Source organism: Paenibacillus agilis, from assembly GCF_007786455.1.
GTDB lineage: Bacteria > Bacillota > Bacilli > Paenibacillales > Paenibacillaceae > Paenibacillus_B > Paenibacillus_B agilis.
Window position 1 is genome coordinate 3,260,966 of the sequence record NZ_VNJK01000001.1, and the last position, 23,491, is coordinate 3,284,456.

A 23,491-nucleotide genomic window follows, 5' to 3' on the forward strand; every position below is an offset into this window, starting at 1 on the left:
GACACAACACTTTTATCTTGTAGTATACTAAAGGAGTTTACAGTAAAATATTGGGAGGTAATTTCATGCAGATGAACACACTAGCTCCTTACAAACGCTTTGTTTGCGGCTTAACAACGGCTTGCTTATTATTTTCCATGCTGCCGATATCAATCGGTTCGGCGTATACGGCGGCCCATGCAGAGTCGCTTGCAACTTTTCCTACAGGCATCTCTGCTGTCATCTCTTCGACCCTGAACAAGCCAACTGCTAAACAGCCAACGACAGCAGCTGAATTGCTTAAATATGAAGCACAACAGGCGCATCAAGCAGCACGCTGCGCTTGGCCAGCTTTGGATAAGCTGTGGCCCGGCCTTCAATTTCAATCTCGTATTATGCTTCTCACCAATGGTGAGCAAACATATGAAATTACGACGGAAGGCTATAAGTTAGTCGATCCATCCCATCCCGGCTTGCCACTTGACCTGTATTTTGACCACCAGTATGAAAAGTTAGAGTGGAACGGCAAGCAAGCCTCCGCCATTTTTGTCGATAAGGATAAACCACTACAAGAGCGATTTGAACCTCATACAAGTACACCATCAAGCTTTATGACAACGACACATGAAATGTTTCATTTTTACGACCAACCATCCTGGCCCCTAGAAGATGGAACTCAATACGGCTCCCGGTCTTCCATTTATCCAGCTGAATCTAAGCCTAGAATCCAACGAGCCATGCTGTTCCAATCTTTATACAAAGCCTATTCCGAACCTCAAGCGTCCGACAAATACCTTGGACATGCTGCTTATTGGCATGAGCAGTATAAACAGGACAATGCCACCGAATACAAGAGCAGTATCTATTTTGATATTATAGAAGGTACAGCAACCTACGTTGAGAAAATGGCAGACGTGTATGGAGCCTTTAAAAGAAGTGCTACGACGGAGCAAATACGCACTTATTTATCCAAACAATATGCAGATGTCATAAAAACGGAGTTTGTTACCTTCGATTCAGAATCTTACATACTCGGAAGTTTGTCAGCGTTGTTATTAGATGCTATGCATAAAGACTGGAAGCATTCAGCTACTAAGGGGCACAACCCTATTGAACTGCTGCTGAATGGTATTACACCACTACCTCAACCAGTGGACGAACAAATCAAATCGGATATTGAGGCGACGATTGGGAAATTAAATGCAGAACGCGCTATTTCGCTGGAACCGCTCAAAAAAGGACTGGACGACAAGCAAATACCACTGTTATTAATTCCACGAGAAATAAAGCGTGGTGTATTTAGTACAAGAGGATTTATTACATTAAAAGGCTACGAGCAGGGCAGTGTCATTATGAATATGACTACCAAATTTACAACAAATACAGGAGATTTGGAGCTAACAGAACGATCCATGCTGAGAAAATATACTACCGTAGAGACTCAAGAAGGAGACTATTTAATTACCCCGCTCCCAGAAGGTGAATATGTCCGAGCAGGCGACACGCTTACGTTCAAACAGAACGGCTTGAAAGGTACAGTTAAAGTGAAAGCAGTTAAATATGATGGGCGTGAAGCCTTTATCGTACTGCCGTGATCCATACTTGGACTAAAGAAATCCCAGCTCCACTTGCAATTTTACGATCCTACTCCACTTACTCCAATTCTACAGGACAGAGAGCCGAATCTTTTCGACTCTCTGTTTTGCATGTGCATAAATGACTTTCAATCACAACAAGAGACCGCTCGACAGTCTCTTTAGACGGTAGGGCAGTCTCTTATTTCTTTCCTATTTTTTAGATGAATCAAATACTAACGAAGGTATTTGAGCATGTAATTTTGAAATCACCTCTGATCTATGTGTCAATTGTCCAGCTGTAAAATAATTATTGCTAATGGTTAGCATCTTTTTCCCACCTAAGGTACCTACCGTATGGGATAATGCACCATGAATCCCTCCACTATGTCCCCACACCTTGACTCCATTTGATAACTTTATCTCCTTAATACCCAGACCATAGCGCAAGCCCGGTGCTACTTCCACAGTGTCTAGCATTTCCTTCATCTGTTCAGGCTTCAGCAAATGGCCAGCTAGCAGCTTGGTGAAGAACCGGTTTAAATCATCGGCTGTCGATACCATTTCACCTGATGCACCAGCCACGGTTGGATTTAATTCCGTGATGTCTCGGAGTGATTTATCTTTCGCACTATAGTAATTTCTAGCATGAGGTTCTGGCAGCTTAGATGAAGTACCTGGAACCAACGTGTTCTTCAAACCGAGCGGTTTAATCAATCGTTCTGTAATTTGCCCCGCGTATGTATCGCCTGTTACTTTTTCAATAATTAAACCCGCTAACACGTAGTTGGTGTTGGAATAGCTGAATTTCGTCCCCGGTTCAAATAAAGGCTTCTCCTTCAAACCGGATTTTACATGCCCACGTGCTGAATAGCTCTTCAAAGGTTGTTCAAAGCTTCTCTTCATAAAGTGCTCAGCATCCGAATAGTTGGCAATGCCACTCGTATGATTAAGCAATTGGCGAACGGTAATCTTGTTGCCGTCATAGCCATTACCTTGTACAACACCTGGGAGCCATTTTTCAACCGAGTCATCCAAGCTCAATTTGCCTTCCCCTACTAATTGGAGTACAACTGTAGCGGTGAACGTCTTCGTTATACTCCCAATTCGAAAATGAAAGTTGGGCTGCATCTTGTGGTTAGCAACGATGTTGCTCTTCCCCGTTGCATATTCCCACTTCGCTCCATTATGCTGCGTTTGGATAATCATACCTGGTACGCCTTGCTTAATTGCACCATCCATTAGCTTCTTGATTGCAGCTTGAGTTTGCTTGGATGTCGCAGATACCTCAGTGGTATGCTTTTTCGCAACCAGTGTACGATTGGACTGGTCAGCAAAGGCTGCGGAAGCACCTCCATTTGCATACAAAAGCGTTGTCCCTGTCATCATAACTGCCAAACTAAGCATCATTATTTTTTTCGCGTTCATGGTCATTTCTCCTCAGTCGCTAAGATTATATTTGTGCCTCAGCACACCCTTAGATTAAGCTTGAATGTGTCATACTTCATAGCGACGAATTGTCATCACTTAGGAATGACACTATGTCATATGACATTAGAAATAAGTGTTCAACGACGAATAACGGCCCCCGCATCCAAATGGATGTCGAGGGCCGTCTCTCTTCATAAATCATCATGATGTTGGGATAGAGAGAAATACTTCTATCTTATGCTACACCATTACCATCATCGTTAACTCCACTCACTGAGCCGATTGTCCGAACTCCGCTTCCAGCACTGTTTTTTGCATTTCAGCAGCCGCTTTCGTTTTATCGAGATCAGGGCCAGGATGCAGGGTGTAGTTGTAAGTTATGACGTGCTTGCCACCAACTGTTCCACCAGCAAAGGAGATGTATCCCGGCGTGCCTCCGGTATGCCCCCAAATCGATACCCCATTCGCCGTCTTTCTTTCAGAGATGCCAAGACCATATCCAACTTCTCCATCAACAAGTTCAGCAGTAAACATTTCTTTCATTTGTTCTGGCTTGAGCAAGTTTCCAGCGAGCAGCTCAGAGAAGAAGCGATTGATGTCAGCAGTCGTCGATATCATATCACCTGCGGCATGGCCCCAGGATATATTTATTTCGGTGAAGTCTTCTAAAGGCCCTCCGATGGTTTTAATCACATACCCTCTTGCATGTGGCTCTGGCAGCTTCGTAATCGATCCCGCAACAGATGTGTTGTTTAGTTTCAACGGTTCTATAATGCGCTTCTTAATTTGCTCCGCGTACGTTTGACCTGTCACTTTTTGAATAATTAGTCCTGCAAGAACCGTATTTGTACTTGAGTAATCAAACTTAGAGCCCGGTGCAAATAACGGCCCGCCTTCCACACCGACTTTCACAAGCTCTTCTGCTGTATAGTTTTTGAATCGATTCTCAAATATTTGACTGCTTAATTTCCCACTTGCAAAATCAGGAATACCGCTTCTCATATTCAATAGCATCCGAATCGTAATCTTGCTGCTATCATAGCCTTTACCCTGCACAACACCCGGAAGCCATTTTTCCACAGAATCGTCTAAGCTTAGCTTTCCTTCGCCTACTAATTGCAGGATCACCGTTGCTGTAAACGTCTTGGTAATACTGCCGATTCGAAAATGAAAATCGGGCTGCATCTTGCGTTCCGCATAAATACTAGCCTTACCTGCTACATAATCTTGCTTCACTCCGTCTTTCACCGTCTGCAAGATCACACCTGGGATTCCTTTAGCAACAAACTGATCCAATGCTTGTTGAATCCTTTGTTGTTGCTGCGAGGCATCCGGCATAGTCACGGAGGCTACCAGTGGAGCCTTACTCGCCTGAGCGCTAGCAGTAGAAGATCCATCTCCCGTGATCAACATGATGTTCCCAGCCATCATAACGGCCAAACTCATTAGAATCGTTTTCTTCACATTCATCATCTAAACAACTCCTCGATAGTTAAGTTTGCTGTCTTTTCTTCGCTGCCTTAACATCGCTCAGAGTAAGCTATCATCTGTCATTTTTCATAGTGACGAATCGTCATATAACAAATAAGCAGCACAAAAAGCTGCCCGCTCACAACACATTTAACTTCTTCAACTGTCATAATAGATTGTAGGATGAATGGGGATAGTGGTAGACTTTTTTATAGAGTCGCCACCTTTCGGTTAGTTTGTAGAGGTACAAACATTTTACCGGGTTGGTAGCTTTTTTCAACTTGTACTTAGAAAATAACACGAGTACTGCAAAAATCTATACTACTCACAAGGAGGGCTGCATCATGTGCGGACGTTATACATTAACCGTGACGTGGGAGGAACTACTGGCCTACTATAAGCTTGAGCGAGATCTCGCAGCAGCTCCCTTCCATGAGCCGCGCTACAATATTGCACCTGGGCAAATGGTACCCGCCATCATTCACGACGGAAGCAAGCTGCGTCTCGGCCCTTTGCGGTGGGGACTCGTCCCTTCGTGGGCCAAAGACGACAAGATGAGCTGGCGCACGATTAATGCTCGTGCTGAGACGCTTACAGACAAGCCTGCCTTCCGCCTTCCCTTTCAACGTAAACGCTGTATCATCCCTGCTGACGGCTTCTACGAGTGGAAACGAATCGCCAACAACGATAAGCAGCCAATGCGCATCATACACCGCGATGGAGGGCTGCTGCATTTAGCTGGTTTATACGATACGTGGCAGGACGAGCAAGGCAAGCGTATTAGCACCTGCACCATTGTTACAACGACACCGAATCGAGTGATGGAAGAGGTCCATGATCGCATGCCTGTCATTTTAAGCGAGCAACAACTGCCGCTATGGCTCGAACGAAAAGAAACAGATGTTCAACAGCTTCAATCACTGCTAGCCCCTTGTCCAAATGAATGGCTGACCATGTACCCTGTCGCCTCCTTAGTCGGGAATGTAAGCAATGATTCACCAGCATGCATCGATCCAGTTGAAATGCCACCGATTTTGTTTTAACGCTGTAAGTGAGGACCCATATGAACACTGATCCAAGTAGGCATATGAGTCCTTTTCCAGCCTATTCACTTCATCACCATACAAGCTGCCCACTTGTAAATCTCCCTCCTCCAGTCATCAAGCCCCAACCTTACAAATTGTACCCTTCACCAGTCATCAAGCCGTTATCCAACAATACTGACAAGCATACATTGCTAGTAGTGAGTTCGCAGAATATCCCTGCCTGTTCACAAGGAGGAAAGAAAAATGAAGCATAACGGCTATACAACCAAGGACATCGATGAGTTTTTAGCACAGCTTGTCCCAGAAGACAGCCCTGCCTGTTTGTCTGTTGCGTTATGGAAACATAATCGCATGGTCTATCAATATATAAAAGGAACCTACGCATCCGTACGTTCTTGGCGCGATATTACACCTAACACACCTTTCAATATTGGTTCCATTACAAAAGTCATCACTTCCCTAGTCATGCTGCGCATGCAGGAGCGCCAGCTACTATCTTTGCAGGACAAGATTATCGACTACTTGCCATCATTCCCCCACGATGATGTCACCATTGAGCAGCTGATGACTCATTCGGCAGGTTATGAAACGATACAAATTGTCCTATGGCCCAAATGGCACGAAAGGATGGAGGAGTTTGCAGCTCAATTAGTGCCGCTGCTAGAACGAAAATACGAGCCTGGTACGAAAACTAGCTATTTTCCGCACAGCCATTTTTTTCTGATGCAAATTATTGAAAAAGTAAGCGGACAAAGGCTTGAACGCATTGCTCATCGTGAATTATTTCAACCGCTAAATATGAAACATACTACTTATGATATGAGGAAACTCAAACCTAAAAACTATTTACTCCCATGTACGCCGTACCTAGAAGAAGGAGATTTGCGCTATGCTCGTCTTCAAATAACAGGGGACAGCAACCTATACTCGACTTCTCATGATTTACTTAAGCTTGCCCAAGCTTTATTGAATCCATCTGGAAAGTCCCCTCTATCCACATCACTTATCAAGCAAGCACTAGGCTATGAACAGCATATACAATCTCCTCACACCTCTGTATTTTTTCAAAAAGGAGATGGTGAGCTGCTTTCCTTCTTCTCACCAAGCCATTCCTCTTCAGCCGTAGGACATCTCGGATTTACAGGATGCATGTTCTGGATTGATCCTGAGCAGGAAATGGCGGGCACCATACTTAGCAATATGCCTCCCCTTAATGATGCAGCTGTATATGCTGGCCTCAATGAAATTTTATTGCATTGGAAAGAGTAATGCCCCGCAGCACTTCATCCCATAATGGCTTTACCTCAACTTCCAAAGGCATGCGGATCGCACATATGTGCTCAGATGGGCATGGCTCTTCAACGATTTCAAAGTTTACTCCATCATTAATAAGCAAAATATGAAAGCTACCACGAACGAGATTAGACAAGGCTGATTGCAGCCGATAAGCTTCATCCATTGAACCGTGTAAACGAACAAACAATAAACGATATCCCGAGTTGCAAATTTGAAGAAAACGAGTAATTCTCCGAATAAGCTTTTGATGGAAAAAAGGATAAGCATTGAGATCATGCTTCATGCTATTTAAATTTAAAGCTAAATCATGCACTAACGTGATTTCGTAGTTCAGATCATACAGCAGTTGCTCACCTCCCTCACGCTCGATAAAAGTCAAATTAGATGGCGACATAAAATTTTGAAATCTCAACTCATGTAATAGACATACATGCGGCAATGAAGGTGACAGCATCCAATCTAATACACCACTGCAAGGGCGCAAGCCGTACTCTCTCAACTGAATAGCAGCCAAACACTTGCTTCCTAAGCTGAATGCACCATCATACACGCCTCGAATTTGTTCTAATTTCACAAGTTGTCCCTCCTTTCCCTTCAATATATGCGTGCAAGCTGGAATCCGATTGTGTCGACGTCGTTAATAAATGTGCTCTTTCGGTCATGGAGTTCGTATGCGAGAAACGAAAAGAAACAAAACATAGAACACAAAAAGAACCAAGATACATCTCTTGGCTCTTCAGCATGCTTTGTGACTATAGTATTCTTGTCACTAACGTTACACACGATTAACGGAACATGGACCACAATTTGAGTAAATGAAGCGTATTATTCGGATCAATTTTTTGCGCAATAATAAATTGGATAAACTGTTCTTCCTGTGTCGCGGATAGAGGCTCATTCACAATTTTTGCACCTTGACGCAGCAGCTTCCGAACCGTAGCTGTATTTTGCAAATCCGCTTTTGTCACACCTTGAAACAATTGCTTTAGACGTTCTTTTACAGCAGGATTACGCGTCTTGTCCTTTACTCGCTGAACGAGTTGAGGGCTAATGCCGTACTTTTGATAACTCACGTGACCGCTACACCTCCGGCATAGTATTGTCCGCTTGTATACGAAGTCTACAGGCGCATGGCATAGAAGCAATAACCATTGTTACATTGTATGCAAACAGGCTTGTCTACTGTGCCCAGTATTGCATATGGATTCTGCGTCACGAATCAATGACATGTAATCCTCTCCTACTCGTACAGGTTAATAGATACAAGCCCTATCCATGATGGCATAACAAAAAGCCATGCCCTCTCATGCAAGCATGAAAGAAGCAAGGCTTTTGCTGTTACTAACACTTGTTATTACGAACACATTTCACTGCATTTCTATATGCAAATATACAGATCAATTAGTCCAATTGTTCTCCTTGGAACAGCTGCTCCTGCTGTACAGCATCACGCAGCAGCTGATAGTCCTGAGAAGTCCAGAAATCCTCTGAACGAATAAGCTCCGCCGCATCATCACGCGCCTGCTCGAGTACAGCAAAATCACTTGCCATGTCTGCAAGCTTGAAATCCGGCATCCCGCTTTGCTTCGTCCCGAAGAAGTCACCTGGTCCTCGAAGCTCCAAATCCCGCTCAGACAGCTCGAATCCGTCTTCTGTCTCCGTCATAATGCGCATCCGTTCTTGTCCAACCTCGGACTTCGGATCGGCAATGAGCACACAATACGATTGATGCGCGCCACGACCTACCCGACCACGCAGCTGGTGCAGCTGGGACAAGCCGAAACGTTCAGAATCCATCACGATCATCAAGGTCGAATTCGGTACATCGACACCAACCTCGATAACCGTCGTCGAGACGAGAACATGTGTCTCGTTCGCACTGAACAGCTTCATCGCTTCGTCCTTTTCTGCTGCGTTCATACGGCCGTGCAGCAGTCCTACCTTAAGATCAGGGAATGCCTGCTGCATCTGGACATGCACATCGATGGCATTTTGTACATCAAGCTTGTCCGATTCCTCGATCAAAGGCGTAATGATATACGCTTGTCGCCCAGCAGTAACTTCACGTCGAATGAAGCCCAGCACGCGGTCCAGCATTTCATGCTTAACCCAATACGTTTTAATCGGCTTGCGTCCAGCCGGACGCTCCTTAATCGAAGAAACATCCATATCGCCAAATGCCGTAATCGCAAGTGTGCGAGGAATCGGCGTTGCCGTCATCAGCAGCACATCAGGATTATAACCTTTATGGCGCAGGACGCTGCGCTGATTGACACCGAAACGATGCTGCTCATCCGTGACGACCAAGCCCAGGTTACGGAAATGGACATCATCTTGGATAAGTGCATGCGTACCAACAACAATATGAACCATGCCCATCTGCAGGCCACTCAGCACATCACGGCGCTTACGTGCCGTCAAGCTTCCTGTTAAGAGGCCCACTACAATACCATGTGGCTCGAATAGCTTCGTCAAGGAGCGCATATGCTGCTCTGCTAATATCTCAGTCGGCACCATGAGTGCGCCTTGATAGCCACTGCGAACAGCAGCATACAAAGAAACGGCAGCCACGACCGTCTTACCAGAACCAACGTCTCCTTGCAGCAATCGATTCATACACAGCGGTGATCGCATATCACTCAGGATATCCGTCACAGCCTTCTTCTGCGCTTCCGTCAATTCAAATGGGAGGCTGCGGACAAATTCACGAACGGTAGCATTAGAAGCGTTATGCACCACCCCATCTGCTCGCTCACGTGTTATCGCACGGAACATATGCAACTTAAGCTGGAACAAGAGCAGCTCCTCATAAACCATCCGTCGTCGAGCCTGCTTACCAACCTCCACATTATCAGGCTGATGCATCGCTTGAATCGCTTGCTTGCGCGGCATCAATTTGTAGCGCTGCATAAACGAAGCAGGCATAATCTCTGGGATTGTCTCACCAAACTGTACGAATGCCTGCGCCATCGTCTTGCGCATCCACGTCTGTGTAATCTTCCCTCCAACCGAATACACCGGCTGGAACGTATCTCTACGCTGTGTTCCTTGTCCTGGGAACTCGGAAGTGGCAACCGTTAATTGCAATCGGCGCTGATCCCATTTCCCCGTCAACACAATATCTCGTCCTTGTGTGAGCTGCTCACGCAAATATGGACGATTAAACCAAGTCGCTGTTACGAGCCAGCTTTCGATCATGACGCGGCAGGACAAGCGTGATTTCTTGCCAAAACGCTGCATGACAGGCTCACTAACAATACGACCTTCAACTGTAATCTTATCGCCATCTTTCACTTCACTAAGCTGGCGTACCCGAAAATCATCATAACGATATGGAAAGTACAAGAGCAAATCAGCAACGGTAGAAATGCCAAAGGCGTGAAGCTCTTGTTGTTTCAAAGCGCTCACGCCTTTAATCTGTGTTACCGGAATAACGGTATAATCAATCATGAATTCAATGGCTCTGGATCAGGAGCAGCTGGGCGAACAAACACCGCAACGGTTCCATGTCCAACATGTGTGCCAATAACGGCACCAATACGTGTATATTGAATAGATCGAACGTCGAATTGAGACTTCAATTCGGCGACAACCGTATCCGCTGTAGATTTCTCTGTGGAGTAGCCGACCCCAACATCTACAGGCTGATTACCAAAATGCTCTTTGTACATTTCCAACACGCGCTGAAGCAATCGCTTCTGTCCACGTACCTTCTCCACTGCATAAACCTCGCCATCCTTGTCGATAGACAAGATTGGCTTAATATTAAGCAGAGTTCCAAGCATAGCAGAAGCCTTCGCTATGCGACCGCCCTTTTGTAAGTACTCTAATGTATCTACAAGGAAGTATAACTTCTGCTCCTGCTGCAGCTGAGCAATGCGAGCTAGAATAGCATCTTTATCGTACCCGGCTTGAGCTAGCTTAGCAGCTTCTAAGACATAGACCCCAATGCCAAACGAAGCAGACTTCGAGTCAATGACCGTTACATCCACTTCCTCTTCTTCCAGCATACTGCTCGCAAGCAGTGCTGACTGGTACGTTCCACTCATCGCTGCGGAGAGATGAATCGAAATGATCGCACAATCTGGTGACTGTGCGTGAAGACGCTTATAGACTTCCAAAAACTCAACCGGAGAAGGTTGCGACGTCGTCGGCAACTTCGAAGCCTGAGCTAATTTTTCATAGAATTGGTCCGGGCTGATCGTTACTGCATCTTGATACATTTCATTGCCGAAATGTACTTTCAGCGGAACCATCTCAATGTTGTAACGCTCCCTTAATTCCTGGGGAATGTCCGCTGTACTGTCCGTAACTATACGTACGTTGGCCATGTTATAACTCCCTTCCGATACTTATAACCAGATTCTATTCGATCGAGACTAAATAGGAGTAGATCGGCTGTCCACCTTCGTGAACTTCCACCTCAGCATCTGGATAATGCTCTTCAAGCCATTCCACCAGCTTCGCTGTATCTTCTTCCTTAGCATCTTCACCAGTAAGCAATGTAATAATCTCGCCACCGTCTTCCATCATCTTCAGAAGCAGCTGTTGACAAGTTTCTGTGAGGTCCTCTGTCGTAGCTACAATCTTACCGCCGGAAATACCGATGAAGTTACCAGCTTTAATCTCCAAATCATCGAATGTCGTATCACGTACTGCGTATGTCAATTGACCGGATTTCACATGTGCAATTGCATCCTTCATTACTTCGATGTTGGTTTCTACACTTTCTTCCTCTTGGAAAGCAAATGCAGCCGAAATTCCTTGCGGAATCGTCTTCGTCTCCAATACCGTTACTTCTCGCTCTACGATCTCAGCAGCTTGCTTCGCTGCCATAACGATGTTCGAGTTGTTTGGTAAAATGAAGATATGCTGAGCAGAAATGCTATTGATCGCTTCCACGAAATCTTGCGTGCTCGGATTCATCGTCTGTCCACCGGACAAAACAATGTCCACACCCAGACTATTAAAGATATCCATAACACCTTGCCCCATCGCTACAGAGATAAATCCGTATGCGGCAATCTCATCTGCTGGCGGTTCAGCCATAACAACATCAGATGCACTTTCATGAACAGGCATATCTGCGAATACATCTGGCATTGCAGACAATTCGCCCTCATGTTCAAGCAATTCACGGTGCTGCTCACGCATGTTCAAAATATGAATGCGGATCAATTCTCCGTACTTCATAGAAAGGTCAAGTACTTCACCTGGTGTGCGAGAATGAACATGGACTTTGACGATCTCATCATCTTGGATAATGATAATCGAGTCACCATTCTTCGCTAGCGCTTGCTCATACACATCTTCTTGGAACGGACGTCCCGTACCACGAGAAAGATCAATAAAGAACTCCATATCATACAAGAATTCAATATCTTCTGTATCCAGCTTCGCTTGCGCAGAAGTGTGCTTGTCCGCTGCCTTAAGCTTCTCAAGTACAGATAGATCCGGTGCTTCCGGTGTCGCAACAGCAGAAGTTACAGTAGCAACTTCGGAGCCTGTGAACTCCTCGATAGCACGCATAAATCCTTCATAAATATAAACAAGACCTTGTCCGCCTGAGTCTACAACTCCAACCTGTTTAAGGACAGGAAGAAGATCAGGTGTCTTAGCAAGAGCTTCATTCGCCTTTGCTAATACTTCACGCATTAGGTCTGCAACGTCTGGTGTGCGGCGCGCAATATGTACCGCATGTTTTGCTGCCTCTTTGGCAACGGTAAGAATCGTACCTTCAACAGGCTTCACAACAGCTTTATAAGCTGTATCAACGCCCGCTTGGAGCGCGTGTGCAAACTGAACAGCGTTTACTTCATCCAGACCTGCTACTCCACGGCTGAATCCACGGAATAGTTGAGAAAGAATTACGCCTGAGTTGCCTCGTGCACCCATTAATAGGCCTTTGGACAATACTTCTGCAGTCTTAGAGATAGATGGGGACAACTTGCCTTTCATCTCCGTAACTCCAGCAGTCATTGTCAAATTCATGTTCGTACCTGTATCACCGTCCGGGACCGGAAATACGTTAAGCGCGTTAACGTACTCGGCATGGCGGTTCAATGACTCAGCTCCGCTTAGCACCATATTGGAAAAATGTGTTCCATTTAATGAACGAATGTTCAACGAATATTCCCCTTCCTAGCTTAGTACACGCACGTCCTGCACAAAGATGTTCACTTGATCAACCTGAAGCCCGACTACCTCGTTCAACACATACTTTACTTTAAGTTGAATGTTGTGCGCTACTTCGGAAATCTTCGTACCGTAACTTACGACAATGTACAAATCTATATGCACATGATTGTGTTCGCGGCGAACTTCGACACCGCGTGACAAATTTTCACGTCCTAGCAGTTCCGCAATGCCGTCCTTCAGTTGCTTGCGTGAAGCCATGCCCACGAGACCGTAGACCTCCATCGCCGCCGAACCTGCAATAACCGCGACGACTTCTTCGGAGATGTTTACTTTCCCTAGTTCCAATCCGAGTTCTATGGCCATGGTTGGTTCACTCCTTTTTTTGAGTATTATGGACTAATCATCATTGTACTATAATAGAAAAAAGAAATAAACAACCGAAATGCATAAAGTTTTCGTTTCAGTTGACGAGCCAAATCCGCCTATGGTATGATATTGGAGTATTTGAATTGAGCAAATGAACGTATGCATTGTTGCTTTTTGGGGATAAAGGAGGTGTTAAGCATGGCTCGCAAATGTTTTATTACGGGGAAGAAAGCAGGCTCCGGTAACAATCGTTCACACGCGAACAACAAAACTCGCCGCTCTTGGGGAGTAAACGTGCAGAAGGTTCGCATTTTGGTTGATGGTAAACCTAAACGTGTTTACGTGAGTACACGTGCTTTGAAAGCAGGTAAATTGACTCGCGTCTAATACCATGCACCATATACAAAAAGCACCTGGTCTTCCAGGTGCTTTTTCTCTATTCACTTACCCTCTTTTCCCCTGCTGCAGCTAGAGCGAAGCCCGCCATATAAGCTGCCATTTTCACTAAACAACAAACAACACGTTTCCGCCCCGTACGAACTAGATTAAAATCAAGTTGGATGGAATGACAACGGAGTTCGCCATATGGCCGCCTGGAGCATCAATTTTTATGAAACGTGTTTAAAATGGCTTTGACGAATCCCCCCAAAAACTTCGGCAGCTTAAATGTATAAAACTTCATCTATTTCCACCCTCCTCGCCGTTCTCAGTTATCCCTAAAAGTGAGCCTCACTGTCGCAGTCCACAAAAAAAGGTTACATGAGACCATTCCTCATGTAACCATAATATGCTGTCGGTTTCCCTCGTATGCTTGTCTACCCTTTCAAATAAATCATAACCATCAAATTAAGCATTAATAGGCAGCTTTTTCGTGTATTCTACCATGGCCATCAAGACGAGAAATGCGAATAAATAAAAGATAGACAGCACCACGAATGTAATGCGCATGCCTCTCGTTTCAAACTTGCGGAAGAACCACACGCCTACGAAAAAAGCACCTAGCGAAGCGATTAAATTATACGGGAATGGAATAAACGCATACCATCCAATTAATGACCCACAAAGAAAGCTCGTTGCTCCCAGTGTTAAAGCTTGCCGCCAGTTCAAGCCCTCTCCCCCTTTAATTGGTCATTATTTGCCTTCAGCTGCACGACGGATTGCTGCAATCGCAGCTCCGCGGTCCGTTTGACCATATACAGCGCTTCCTGCTACGAGCACGTCTGCTCCTGCCTCTGCTACCGCTCTAGCCGTCTCTGTGCTAACGCCTCCATCCACTTGGATGTGCATAGCATGATTGCCCTTAGCATCTGCTAGATTGCGCAGACGACGGATTTTATCTAATGTATTCGTAATAAACTTCTGCCCGCCAAAACCTGGATTTACGGTCATAACAAGTGCCAAATCAAGATCTGGAATCACTTCTTCGATAGCTGCAAGAGAAGTGTGCGGGTTAATCGCCACTCCAGCCTTAGCACCAGACTCTTTAATTTGATAAATGACACGGTGTAAATGCGAACATGCTTCTGCATGTACAGTAATGATATCTGCCCCTGCCTTCGCGAAGTCAGCCACATATTTCTCAGGCTCTACGATCATCAAATGGACGTCCAATGTCAATTTCGTCAGCGGTCGAATCGCTTGAACGGCAATTGGACCAAATGTTAGATTAGGCACAAAACGGCCATCCATCGCATCGATATGAATCCAGTCCGCGCCACCGCGCTCGACATCAAGCACATCTTCCCCTAGACGTGCAAAATCTGCTGATAAAATAGAGGGTGCAATACGTATCATCTTAGTTAGTACCTCCGCTTTTTGTCTTTCATTTCTTCCATAAAGAGCTGATAATGCTCGTATCGAGATGCAGAAATATTGCCTTCCTCCAACACTTCCTTCACACGACAGCCTGGTTCATGCGTATGCGTACATCCACGGAACTTGCATGACTCAGCATGGGTACGAAACTCGCGGAAGCAGTTAGACAGCTCTTCTACACCAAGTTCCAAGAAGTCCAATTGGCTGAATCCTGGTGTATCCGCAATGTATCCTTCCCCTGTTGCTAAAGGAATGAGTTCCACATGACGAGTCGTGTGCTTACCGCGTCCAAGTCGATGACTGATTGCGTTCGTCTCTAGAGAAAGCCCTGGGAACATCGCATTAAGCAAGGATGATTTACCCACCCCAGACTGGCCTGCAAACACGCTAATATCATCAGACAGCAGCTCTGACAGCTTATCATAGCCCCAGCCCGTCTTTGAACTCGTTTCAACTACATCGTAGCCAATCGAACGATACAACGCGACAATATCCCTCAGCTTAGCTTCCTGCTTGCTAAATTCAGCATCTGGCAAATCCGCGATTAGATCCCATTTCGTTAGTACGATAACAGCATCCAAGCCTGCGTGTTCGATATGTACAAGGAACTTGTCCAACAGCTGCGTATTCAAATCGGGTTCTAATACAGAAAAAGCTAATATTGCAAGACTAACATTGGCTATTGGTGGACGTATAAGCTCACTATGGCGCTCATCGATACCTTCTACCGTACCTTCCCCATTATCAGTCATTGAGAAATTAACGCGATCCCCCACAAGGGGGGATATGCCCTTCTTCTTGAATACTCCTCTCGCTCGGCATTGAACGACTGCATCCATCGACTCACCGTCTGGGCGCACATAGTAAAATCCGCTCAGCGCTTTCACGATCAAACCTTTTGGCATCACTTAACCTCCATGCCCCGCATGTTCGCCATCCTGGGCATTTTCATTGTCTGACTCAGTTGACTCGCCCTCGCCTCCACTTTCACCTTCGTTACCAGAAGGAGGGCTCTCGGTGCCTCCAGTAGGCTCAGTTGGCGCTGAAGGCTGAATCTGAGGAATAGGCACTGTACCTTGCTTTACATCCACATAAGTTACTCGATAATCACCTAAATATTCACCATCTCGTTCGACGGATACAACCCCGTCCTTATTTGGGTCAACGACGAGATCAACGCTAAATACTTGTGTCGTACTAATCTTTCTTTTTTCCAATTTCCTGTTCTCTCCACGTGCGTCGATATACTTAATTTCAATCGTGCTCAGTTTACCTTCTTCCTTAGGAGGCACAGGAATTTGGAGGCTGTATTCAACTGCTTCTGGAGGATATCCAGCACTTACGTATATGCTTACTTCCATTCCTTTTGAAACAAGCTCATTCGGATAATAAGGCATCTGCTTAATGACTTGACCTTCTGGCAGATAGCTCTTCTCATCAATAATGCCGTCAGGCTGCTTCAACTTCAAGCCAAGCGATTCTATTTTCGCCATCGCTTCTTCCTTCGTAGAGCCCACTAAGTTCGGCATCTTGAACGTTTCCTTGCCTTTGCTCACGTCCAGCTTTACCGTATCTTTAAGCGGATCGACATTTTCGCCAACCCCAGGTGTCATAGACACAACTGAATCTTCAGGAACATCATCGCTAAAGACAGGATTGCGCTGGATACGCTTGCTGTCAAAGCCCATTTCTAGCAGCATCTTAACAGCGTCGTCATAAGGGATGCCTACCACAGAAGGCAGTGGCTTGGCAGGCTCGCCTTCACTAACAGATATTTTAATCGAGGCGCCTTCTTTTACCTTAGTTCCAGGCGCTTTGCTCTGTTCAAATACAATCCCTTTTGGCACACCTGCTTGCGGCTTGCGAATAATTGGATCTTCCAACACGAGCTTGAATTTCTCCAGCTCTGCCTTTGCCTCCGACTCCGTCAAGTTAACCAATTCAGGGACTGCAATCTCCTCAACCGCCAGCAAGCTTTTTACATAAAATACAACACCTATCATAATAGCGAGGAACACCAACGTTAATGTAATCCATAATGCTGGTTTAACCCATTTTTTCTGTGCTGGTGCAGTTGAAGCTGATTGTACGTTTTGTACCGCAGCCGTTCCCTCCTGCACACTCCCTCTAGGAGCCAGAGAATGGCGAGAATGGGCAGCCGATGATGCACCGCCTAGCGATGAATCGGACGGATAATCCATGCTCTTAGCCTCTACGTATCTTCCTGCTCCCATGCCTGGATTCGTATCTATTGGATTCAAATCCTGTTCACGAATAGCCGGCATAACGCGCGTCTCCTCATGATCCTCGTAATGATAGCTGGGAGACACAAATCTTACTTTGGATTCACGCAAACGTTCAGGCCTAAGCACTGTCTCTAAATCCCGCATCATTTCTACTGCAGATTGATAACGTTCATCAGGGTTTTTGCGCATCGATTTCAATATAACGTTCTCTACACTTTGAGGAATGCTCGGATTCAATTCACGAGGCTCCTCAAACGGTTCCTGCAAATGCTTAAGTGCAACACTTATAGGACTCTCTCCTAAAAAAGGAAGCTGTCCTGTAAGCATTTGATACAGAACAATACCTAATGAATAGAGATCAGATTTCTCTCCTGTTGAGATGCCTTTCGCATGCTCAGGTGAAAAATAATGAACAGACCCTACAACCGAACCCGTTTGTGTAATCGTCGAAGACGTTACCGCTCTAGCAATACCGAAGTCCGTCACTTTCACACGACCATTTTGACCAATTAAAATGTTATGCGGTTTGATATCACGATGAATAATATGATTATGATGGGCATGATCAAGCGCATCGCAAATTTGAGTCGCAATGCGAATCGCTTCTTCTGGCTGAAGTGGAGCCCGTTCTTTAATAATCTCATTTAAATTCTGGCCATCTATGCATTCCATGACGATGTAATGCACTTCATCCTCTTGTCCTACATCATAAATACTTACGACATTGGGATGGGACAACGATGCGGCCGACTGTGCTTCGCGTCGGAAGCGGCGAACGAATTCCTCGTCATGCACGAATTGCTGACGCAGCACCTTCACGGCTACATAACGATTCAGCAACACATCCAGCGCTTTGTACACGAGCGCCATGCCACCCTCACCAACGCGAGCAATAATTTCGTATCGACCTGCCAATGTAGTTCCTATCACGAGTTCCACCCCACTTTCTCCGCTACACTTGCTTGAGCTTGGGCAAGAATCACCGTAACGTTATCATCTCCGCCAGCTTCTACCGCCTGTTCAATCAAGCGATCAGCAATCACTTCCAGCGGTAAAGACGGATCAACAATTGTAGACCATATTTCTTTCGTACTAATCATGTTCGTTAAGCCATCGCTGCATAGAAGAAGTGTCTCATCCTGTTCCACACGAAGCGGTGCTACATCCACGCGAACACGGGCATCCGTACCTAGCGCACGAGTAAGCACATTACGGCGCGGATGATGGCTCGCTTCGTCCTGCGTAATTTGCCCTGACTTCAGTAATTCATTGACGAGCGTATGATCGTCGGTGAGCTGCCGAATATGTTGCGGGCTGATGATATAAGCACGGCTGTCCCCAATATGAGCAACCGTTCCTTCATCCTGTTGAAGCAGCGCAGCGACAATCGTCGTTCCCATGTTGTTGTACTTCTCATCTTGCGACGCAATATGATAAATCGTATCATTCGCTCGAAAAATAGCACTTTTCAAAGCATCTTCTCTATCCTTCTCATCTAGCTCAGAAGGTAGCTGCCTCAGCTCATTTACAACGGTTTCGACAGCCAAGCGGCTTGCAATATCACCGGCTTGATGTCCCCCCATGCCGTCAGCGACAATAACGAGCGTATAGCCGTTAGGCAACGTCGCTGCATAAGCACGATCTTCATTTACTGCGCGTACTTTGCCGATATCAGAACGGTGCACAGCCTTCATTTCATTCACCTCGCATTGGATTCCATATGCTTCGAACGCAATTGACCGCATGCTGCGGCAATATCATGACCTTGCTCACGACGAATCGTCGCGTTAATTCCTTTATCCACCAACGCACGATGGAACTTAAAGATGTCATTACGAGGTGTACGAACATAGTTGCGTTCTGGAACATAGTTAACTGGGATTAGATTGACGTGTGCTAGCATGTCCATTCGTTGAAGTACATCTGCAAGCTCTTCTGCATGCTCAACCTGGTCGTTTACGCCACCAATTAGTGCATATTCGAATGTTATGCGACGACCTGTCTTTTCTTGATAAAATTTGAGTGAAGTCATCACATCGTCAAATGGGAAACGACGGTTAACAGGCATTAGCTTCGAACGCAGCTTATCATTCGGTGCATGGATGGAAATCGCAAGGTTAATCTGCGTATTCTCTTCTGCAAATTTATAGATACTCGGTACAATACCACTCGTAGAAACGGTAATATGGCGCTGACCGATATTCAGACCCTTTTCATGAATCATATTACGCAAGAAGGCCATCGTTGCATCATAATTTTCAAATGGTTCTCCAATGCCCATAATAACGATACTGCTGACACGCTCATCTGTCTTATCTAATATTTTCTGAGCTGCTACAACTTGAGCAACGATCTCTCCTGCCGTCAAGTCACGCTTCAAACCGCCGAGCGTCGATGCACAGAACGTACAACCAACACGGCAGCCAACTTGTGTCGTTACACAAACGCTGTTTCCATAATTGTGTTTCATAACAACTGTTTCAATCGCATTGTCATCATGCAAGCCGAACAAGAACTTAATTGTTCCGTCAGACGATTTCATATGTGTAATTTCTTTCAACGTAACGAACTGGAAGTTATCCATCAACTTTTCACGCAAACCTTTAGATAAGTTGGACATTTCCTCAAAGCTCATTACGCGCTTTACATAAATCCAATCGAAAATTTGGCCAGCACGAAATGCCGGCTCCCCATTTTCCTTCAGCCATTCTTGCAATTGATCAAACGTTAAGTCGTATATAAAAGGTTTCATTCGGTATCTATCCCTGCGCTTTCTGTATGTCATGTAATCGGATTGTGCCTGTTTCCATCATCTCACTAGGCGGATAACTCCACCCGCTTGTAGATTATACTATGCACCTTTTTCCGTCAAACGGCTCATTCATCCATTATAGGAATCAATATTACATCCCTTTTTCAATGAACACAGCATCGTAATAATTTATTGTACCACAATTGGCTTGTTTTCAAAAAGCTGTCGCCTGCTCCAAATGCATATTTTCTCAAAAAAAGCCCCGCTCAGCAGCTGGATTAAACCGAGGCAGCCAATAGCGGGGGCATGTGCTTCATGTACCGTGGCATATGCAGCTAAATAGGAAGATGAAATAGGTTCTGCTTGGCGGATCTCATCCTACTGCTTCTGCAAGCAGGCAATGAAAAATCCGTCCGAATCTGCATCGTGCGGCAGCACTTGCAGCATGCCTGACGAACTGCGTGCAAGCGCGGCGCCAAGCTTCGAAGAATCTAGCGCTGACTTCCACGAATCATCCAAGGACCATTCTTTATCATGACTTGCCTCTTCCATAAACGCCTGTACGACGTCCTCATTTTCCTCATGTTCAATCGTACAAGTGGAATAAACCAATCTTCCGCCTGGCTTAACAAGTTTAGCCGCTTCTCGGATAAGTCGCGATTGCAGTGCTGCTATCGCCGCTACATCAGAGGCAGTCTTCGTCCATTTTAAGTCAGGTTTGCGTCGAATAACACCAAACCCCGTGCATGGCGCATCTAAAAGAACAACATCAAAGGACTGCTCTGGCAATTGCTTGCTGAGCTCAGCCGCATCTACATTAATCGTTTGAATGCAAGATAATCCTAAACGCATTGCCTGTTCTTCTATCAGCTTCACTTTGTGAGCATGAACGTCATTGGAAATAAGCTCTCCGACATTGTTCATCCGTTCTGCAATATGCATCGACTTGCCCCCAGGAGCAGCACAGCAATCCACGATGCGCATGCCTGGCTGCGGACGAATCGCTTCGACGACTAGCATCGAGCTTTCATCCTGTACAGACAGCTTGCCTTCACGATACGCAGATGTAAAAGCAAAGTTGCCTGCCTGATGAGCAACGATACCATCTTGGCTAAGCATGGATGGTTCTGCATCGATCCCGTTTGCACGCAGCTCTTCCAATAGATCATCGCGCGTCGTGCGAATACGATTCACTCGTCCACTTGCATGTGGAGCTGTATTGTTCGCTTCACACATACTGCGGACCGCGTCTTGTCCATAAGCTTCAATCCAGCGGGAGACGAGCCACTCCGGATGTGAATGCGTCCAAGCGATGCGCTTCACAGCATCATCTGACTGAGGAGCATTCCACAATTCAGGCTCACGCATCACGGCACGCAATACACCGTTGACGAACCCTCCCATTGCTTGCTGCCCGCGACGCTTAGCAATCGCGACCGCTTCATTAACAGCGGCATGCGAAGGCACTCGGTCTAAATAATGCAGCTGATATAAGCTCATTCGCAGTAGATTGCGCATCCAAGGCTTCAGCTTGTCGATTCCCTTCGCAATTTTCAATTGCAGGACACCGTCAATGGTATTCAGTCGTTGAATCGTTCCGTACACAAGCTCTGTCGCTAAGCCCGCATCCACGCGTTCCAATTCCGCCTCCTGCAATGCTGCATTCAGCTGCAAATTGCTGTAGGAGCGATGCTTATCCACCATTACGAGGACATCCAGTGCTACTTCGCGCGCTGTCTTCCGTCGAGGACGAGGTGCATGATTGCCAACTTGCTTTTGAGGAGCAGCTCCCGCTCCCTTCTTCGTTGAAGAAGATGCTTGATCCGAGCCTTGACGCTTGGACTGAGTTGCAGGTGTTGAATTAGTACGTTGACGCTGTGCTCCTTGGTGATCACGAGTAGACTGTGATCGTGGAGACTGCTGTTGACTGGAACTGCTAGAATTGCCCTTCTTCACCCAAGCACCGTCCCTATCTCAAGCTTGCCGCCACGGACAAAGTCACGCACTGCCATCGCCTTTTTACCCGCTGGCTGTACTTCTGTCAGCCAAATCGAGCCGTCACCAGTCTTTACTTCGATACCCTCTTCTGATGCCGTGAGCACCGTTCCAGGCACAGCAGAGGACGAAGCTTGTCCTTGCTCTTTCAAAGCGCATTTCCACACTTTGAATACTTCACCGTTCCATGTTGTAAATGCACCCGAATAAGGAACGAGTCCGCGAACCTGATTGAATAATGCACGTGAAGAGTTGGACCAATCGATCAGCTCATCTTCACGCTTAAGGTTCGGTGCATAGGTTGCCAGATCATGATTTTGCACTTCTGCTGTCAACTTGCCCGCTAGCAAGTCAGGCAGTGTGCGGCGAAGAAGATCTGCTCCCTCTACGCTCAATTTCTCAAACATCGTGCCAGCATTGTCTTCATCAGTAATCGGTACTTCTACACGCGTAAGCATGTCTCCCGTATCCATACCTTCCGCCATATACATAATCGTTACGCCAGTTTTGGCTTCACCGTTTATAATCGAGCGTTGAATTGGCGCACCGCCGCGATAGTAAGGCAGCAAAGAGCCGTGTACATTAATACAGCCATAACGCGGAACATCGAGTACCGCTTTCGGCAAAATTTGTCCATAAGCCGCTGTCACGATGAGATCAGGCGCCAACTTGCGAATGTCCTCTACCGTTTCAGATGTACGCAGCTTCTCAGGCTGCCATACTTGAATGCCGTGCTCCATCGCCAGCTGCTTTACCGGAGTTGGCGTCAACACGCGTTTACGTCCTACTGGGCGGTCAGGTTGGGTAACGACTGCCGCCACATCATAACCTTCATCCAGCAGCATTTGCAGGGATGTCACCGCGAACTGCGGCGTCCCCATAAATACGATTTTTGTCATCCCTTACTCCTTCTCTTGACGCGGAATTTCATACACACTTTCAGCGATGGATGTAAACAGTACACCATTCAAATGGTCAATCTCATGCTGGAACGCACGTGCCAAAAAGTCCGTAGCTGTCACCTTAACCGGCTTGCCGTGACGATCGAAGCCTTTAACATGAATCTTTTTGTAGCGGCGCACATCACCATTCAATCCAGGGATACTGAGGCAGCCTTCAGGCCCAAGCTGTTCGCCTTCTTTTTCTACCATTTCTGGGTTGACCATTTCGATCAGGCCGTTCTCATCGCCAACATCAACAACGATAACACGCTTCAAAATACCGATCTGCGGTGCAGCAAGGCCTACACCTTCTGCATGATACATCGTATCAGCCATATCATCGAGCAACTTGTGCAAGTTAGCGTTGAACTTCGTTACTTCTTTTGCTACTTCATGAAGAACCGGATCTGGTTCGTGTACAATAATGCGAATTGCCATTTAA

General features: G+C 46.1%; 22 protein-coding genes. 4 read left to right on the forward strand and 18 right to left on the reverse strand.

Annotated features, from left to right (window positions below; translation table 11 throughout):
* Nucleotides 1-65: 65 nt before the first annotated feature.
* The gene (locus FPZ44_RS14415) at nt 66-1,574 is read left to right on the forward strand and encodes a hypothetical protein (RefSeq protein WP_144991256.1); all 1,509 of its coding nucleotides are present in this window, start codon (nt 66-68) and stop codon (nt 1,572-1,574) included.
* 192 nt (nt 1,575-1,766) lie between these two features.
* On the opposite strand, the gene FPZ44_RS14420 is transcribed toward FPZ44_RS14415, so the two are convergent.
* Nucleotides 1,767-2,981 carry a serine hydrolase domain-containing protein gene (locus tag FPZ44_RS14420; protein WP_144991257.1) on the reverse strand — a complete coding sequence of 405 codons (1,215 nt, stop codon included), beginning with the start codon at nt 2,979-2,981 and terminating at the stop codon, nt 1,767-1,769.
* Between the two features lie 273 nt (nt 2,982-3,254).
* Nucleotides 3,255-4,457: a serine hydrolase domain-containing protein gene (locus tag FPZ44_RS14425; protein WP_144991258.1), complete on the reverse strand. Its 1,203-nt coding sequence runs from the start codon at nt 4,455-4,457 to the stop codon at nt 3,255-3,257.
* Nucleotides 4,458-4,798: 341 nt separating this feature from the next.
* Between FPZ44_RS14425 and FPZ44_RS14430 the strand changes: the two genes are divergently transcribed.
* Both FPZ44_RS14430 and FPZ44_RS14435 read left to right on the forward strand, forming a co-directional pair.
* Nucleotides 4,799-5,497, forward strand: coding sequence for an SOS response-associated peptidase (locus FPZ44_RS14430; RefSeq protein ID WP_144991259.1), 699 nt, complete (start codon nt 4,799-4,801; stop codon nt 5,495-5,497).
* Nucleotides 5,498-5,743: 246 nt separating this feature from the next.
* The gene (locus FPZ44_RS14435; protein WP_144991260.1) at nt 5,744-6,769 is read left to right on the forward strand and encodes a serine hydrolase domain-containing protein; all 1,026 of its coding nucleotides are present in this window, start codon (nt 5,744-5,746) and stop codon (nt 6,767-6,769) included.
* Here FPZ44_RS14435 and FPZ44_RS14440 read toward each other — a convergent pair.
* From FPZ44_RS14440 to FPZ44_RS14465, 6 genes are all read right to left on the reverse strand, one after another.
* Nucleotides 6,738-7,370 (reverse strand): DUF1796 family putative cysteine peptidase, encoded by a 633-nt coding sequence (locus FPZ44_RS14440; protein ID WP_186786056.1) that lies wholly within the window; start codon nt 7,368-7,370, stop codon nt 6,738-6,740. The two genes, FPZ44_RS14435 and FPZ44_RS14440, sit on opposite strands and share 32 nt — an antisense overlap.
* 211 nt (nt 7,371-7,581) lie before the next feature.
* Nucleotides 7,582-7,869 carry a stage VI sporulation protein F gene (locus FPZ44_RS14445; protein WP_144991262.1) on the reverse strand — a complete coding sequence of 96 codons (288 nt, stop codon included), beginning with the start codon at nt 7,867-7,869 and terminating at the stop codon, nt 7,582-7,584.
* A gap of 328 nt (nt 7,870-8,197) precedes the next feature.
* Nucleotides 8,198-10,246 carry an ATP-dependent DNA helicase RecG gene (gene recG / locus FPZ44_RS14450; RefSeq protein WP_144991263.1) on the reverse strand — a complete coding sequence of 683 codons (2,049 nt, stop codon included), beginning with the start codon at nt 10,244-10,246 and terminating at the stop codon, nt 8,198-8,200.
* Complete coding sequence (locus tag FPZ44_RS14455) at nt 10,243-11,127, reverse strand: DegV family protein (protein WP_144991264.1); 885 nt, start codon at nt 11,125-11,127, stop codon at nt 10,243-10,245. The genes recG and FPZ44_RS14455 overlap by 4 nt, the downstream gene beginning before the upstream one ends.
* Before the next feature lie 34 nt (nt 11,128-11,161).
* Nucleotides 11,162-12,883, reverse strand: coding sequence for a DAK2 domain-containing protein (locus FPZ44_RS14460; protein WP_144991856.1), 1,722 nt, complete (start codon nt 12,881-12,883; stop codon nt 11,162-11,164).
* A gap of 54 nt (nt 12,884-12,937) precedes the next feature.
* Nucleotides 12,938-13,297, reverse strand: coding sequence for an Asp23/Gls24 family envelope stress response protein (locus FPZ44_RS14465; protein ID WP_028595725.1), 360 nt, complete (start codon nt 13,295-13,297; stop codon nt 12,938-12,940).
* A gap of 201 nt (nt 13,298-13,498) precedes the next feature.
* On the opposite strand from FPZ44_RS14465, the gene rpmB reads away from it, so the two are divergent.
* Nucleotides 13,499-13,687 (forward strand): 50S ribosomal protein L28, encoded by a 189-nt coding sequence (gene rpmB, locus FPZ44_RS14470; RefSeq protein WP_028595726.1) that lies wholly within the window; start codon nt 13,499-13,501, stop codon nt 13,685-13,687.
* A 214-nt stretch (nt 13,688-13,901) separates the two neighbouring features.
* Here the strand turns inward: rpmB and spoVM are convergent, their stop codons facing one another.
* The 10 genes from spoVM to def form a co-directional block, all read right to left on the reverse strand.
* Nucleotides 13,902-13,982: a stage V sporulation protein SpoVM gene (gene spoVM / locus FPZ44_RS14475; protein WP_018751565.1), complete on the reverse strand. Its 81-nt coding sequence runs from the start codon at nt 13,980-13,982 to the stop codon at nt 13,902-13,904.
* A gap of 164 nt (nt 13,983-14,146) precedes the next feature.
* The gene (locus FPZ44_RS14480; RefSeq protein ID WP_036605372.1) at nt 14,147-14,407 is read right to left on the reverse strand and encodes a hypothetical protein; all 261 of its coding nucleotides are present in this window, start codon (nt 14,405-14,407) and stop codon (nt 14,147-14,149) included.
* Nucleotides 14,408-14,431: 24 nt separating this feature from the next.
* Complete coding sequence (rpe, locus tag FPZ44_RS14485; RefSeq protein WP_144991265.1) at nt 14,432-15,094, reverse strand: ribulose-phosphate 3-epimerase; 663 nt, start codon at nt 15,092-15,094, stop codon at nt 14,432-14,434.
* A gap of 5 nt (nt 15,095-15,099) precedes the next feature.
* On the reverse strand, nt 15,100-16,020 hold the full coding sequence (gene rsgA / locus FPZ44_RS14490) for a ribosome small subunit-dependent GTPase A (protein WP_144991266.1): 921 nt from the start codon (nt 16,018-16,020) through the stop codon (nt 15,100-15,102).
* Between the two features lie 3 nt (nt 16,021-16,023).
* A complete protein-coding gene (gene pknB / locus FPZ44_RS14495; RefSeq protein ID WP_144991858.1) occupies nt 16,024-18,291 on the reverse strand; it encodes a Stk1 family PASTA domain-containing Ser/Thr kinase in 2,268 nt (755 codons plus the stop codon).
* A complete protein-coding gene (locus FPZ44_RS14500) occupies nt 18,288-19,055 on the reverse strand; it encodes a Stp1/IreP family PP2C-type Ser/Thr phosphatase (RefSeq protein ID WP_144991267.1) in 768 nt (255 codons plus the stop codon). Before FPZ44_RS14500 ends, pknB begins: the two co-directional genes overlap by 4 nt.
* A 5-nt stretch (nt 19,056-19,060) precedes the next feature.
* Nucleotides 19,061-20,113 carry a dual-specificity RNA methyltransferase RlmN gene (gene rlmN, locus FPZ44_RS14505; protein WP_144991268.1) on the reverse strand — a complete coding sequence of 351 codons (1,053 nt, stop codon included), beginning with the start codon at nt 20,111-20,113 and terminating at the stop codon, nt 19,061-19,063.
* A 378-nt stretch (nt 20,114-20,491) separates the two neighbouring features.
* Nucleotides 20,492-21,817: a 16S rRNA (cytosine(967)-C(5))-methyltransferase RsmB gene (gene rsmB, locus FPZ44_RS14510; RefSeq protein ID WP_418789179.1), complete on the reverse strand. Its 1,326-nt coding sequence runs from the start codon at nt 21,815-21,817 to the stop codon at nt 20,492-20,494.
* Nucleotides 21,818-22,065: 248 nt separating this feature from the next.
* Complete coding sequence (fmt, locus tag FPZ44_RS14515) at nt 22,066-23,007, reverse strand: methionyl-tRNA formyltransferase (RefSeq protein WP_144991270.1); 942 nt, start codon at nt 23,005-23,007, stop codon at nt 22,066-22,068.
* A 3-nt stretch (nt 23,008-23,010) separates the two neighbouring features.
* A complete protein-coding gene (def, locus tag FPZ44_RS14520; protein ID WP_144991271.1) occupies nt 23,011-23,487 on the reverse strand; it encodes a peptide deformylase in 477 nt (158 codons plus the stop codon).
* Between the last annotated feature and the right edge of the window lie 4 nt (nt 23,488-23,491).

What these genes read in the sequence shown, in the direction of transcription:
- recG (WP_144991263.1), bottom strand. Translation starts at nt 10,246, where the DNA reads ATGATTGATTATACCGTTATTCCGGTAACACAGATTAAAGGCGTGAGC.
- FPZ44_RS14420 (WP_144991257.1), bottom strand. Translation starts at nt 2,981, where the DNA reads ATGAACGCGAAAAAAATAATGATGCTTAGTTTGGCAGTTATGATGACA.
- FPZ44_RS14415 (WP_144991256.1), top strand. Translation starts at nt 66, where the DNA reads ATGCAGATGAACACACTAGCTCCTTACAAACGCTTTGTTTGCGGCTTA.
- FPZ44_RS14430 (WP_144991259.1), top strand. Translation starts at nt 4,799, where the DNA reads ATGTGCGGACGTTATACATTAACCGTGACGTGGGAGGAACTACTGGCC.
- rlmN (WP_144991268.1), bottom strand. Translation starts at nt 20,113, where the DNA reads ATGAAACCTTTTATATACGACTTAACGTTTGATCAATTGCAAGAATGG.
- fmt (WP_144991270.1), bottom strand. Translation starts at nt 23,007, where the DNA reads ATGACAAAAATCGTATTTATGGGGACGCCGCAGTTCGCGGTGACATCC.
- FPZ44_RS14425 (WP_144991258.1), bottom strand. Translation starts at nt 4,457, where the DNA reads ATGATGAATGTGAAGAAAACGATTCTAATGAGTTTGGCCGTTATGATG.
- FPZ44_RS14455 (WP_144991264.1), bottom strand. Translation starts at nt 11,127, where the DNA reads ATGGCCAACGTACGTATAGTTACGGACAGTACAGCGGACATTCCCCAG.
- FPZ44_RS14465 (WP_028595725.1), bottom strand. Translation starts at nt 13,297, where the DNA reads ATGGCCATAGAACTCGGATTGGAACTAGGGAAAGTAAACATCTCCGAA.
- rpe (WP_144991265.1), bottom strand. Translation starts at nt 15,094, where the DNA reads ATGATACGTATTGCACCCTCTATTTTATCAGCAGATTTTGCACGTCTA.
- rsgA (WP_144991266.1), bottom strand. Translation starts at nt 16,020, where the DNA reads ATGCCAAAAGGTTTGATCGTGAAAGCGCTGAGCGGATTTTACTATGTG.
- spoVM (WP_018751565.1), bottom strand. Translation starts at nt 13,982, where the DNA reads ATGAAGTTTTATACATTTAAGCTGCCGAAGTTTTTGGGGGGATTCGTC.
- FPZ44_RS14460 (WP_144991856.1), bottom strand. Translation starts at nt 12,883, where the DNA reads ATGGTGCTAAGCGGAGCTGAGTCATTGAACCGCCATGCCGAGTACGTT.
- def (WP_144991271.1), bottom strand. Translation starts at nt 23,487, where the DNA reads ATGGCAATTCGCATTATTGTACACGAACCAGATCCGGTTCTTCATGAA.
- FPZ44_RS14435 (WP_144991260.1), top strand. Translation starts at nt 5,744, where the DNA reads ATGAAGCATAACGGCTATACAACCAAGGACATCGATGAGTTTTTAGCA.
- FPZ44_RS14500 (WP_144991267.1), bottom strand. Translation starts at nt 19,055, where the DNA reads ATGAAGGCTGTGCACCGTTCTGATATCGGCAAAGTACGCGCAGTAAAT.
- rpmB (WP_028595726.1), top strand. Translation starts at nt 13,499, where the DNA reads ATGGCTCGCAAATGTTTTATTACGGGGAAGAAAGCAGGCTCCGGTAAC.
- rsmB (WP_418789179.1), bottom strand. Translation starts at nt 21,817, where the DNA reads ATGGTGGATAAGCATCGCTCCTACAGCAATTTGCAGCTGAATGCAGCA.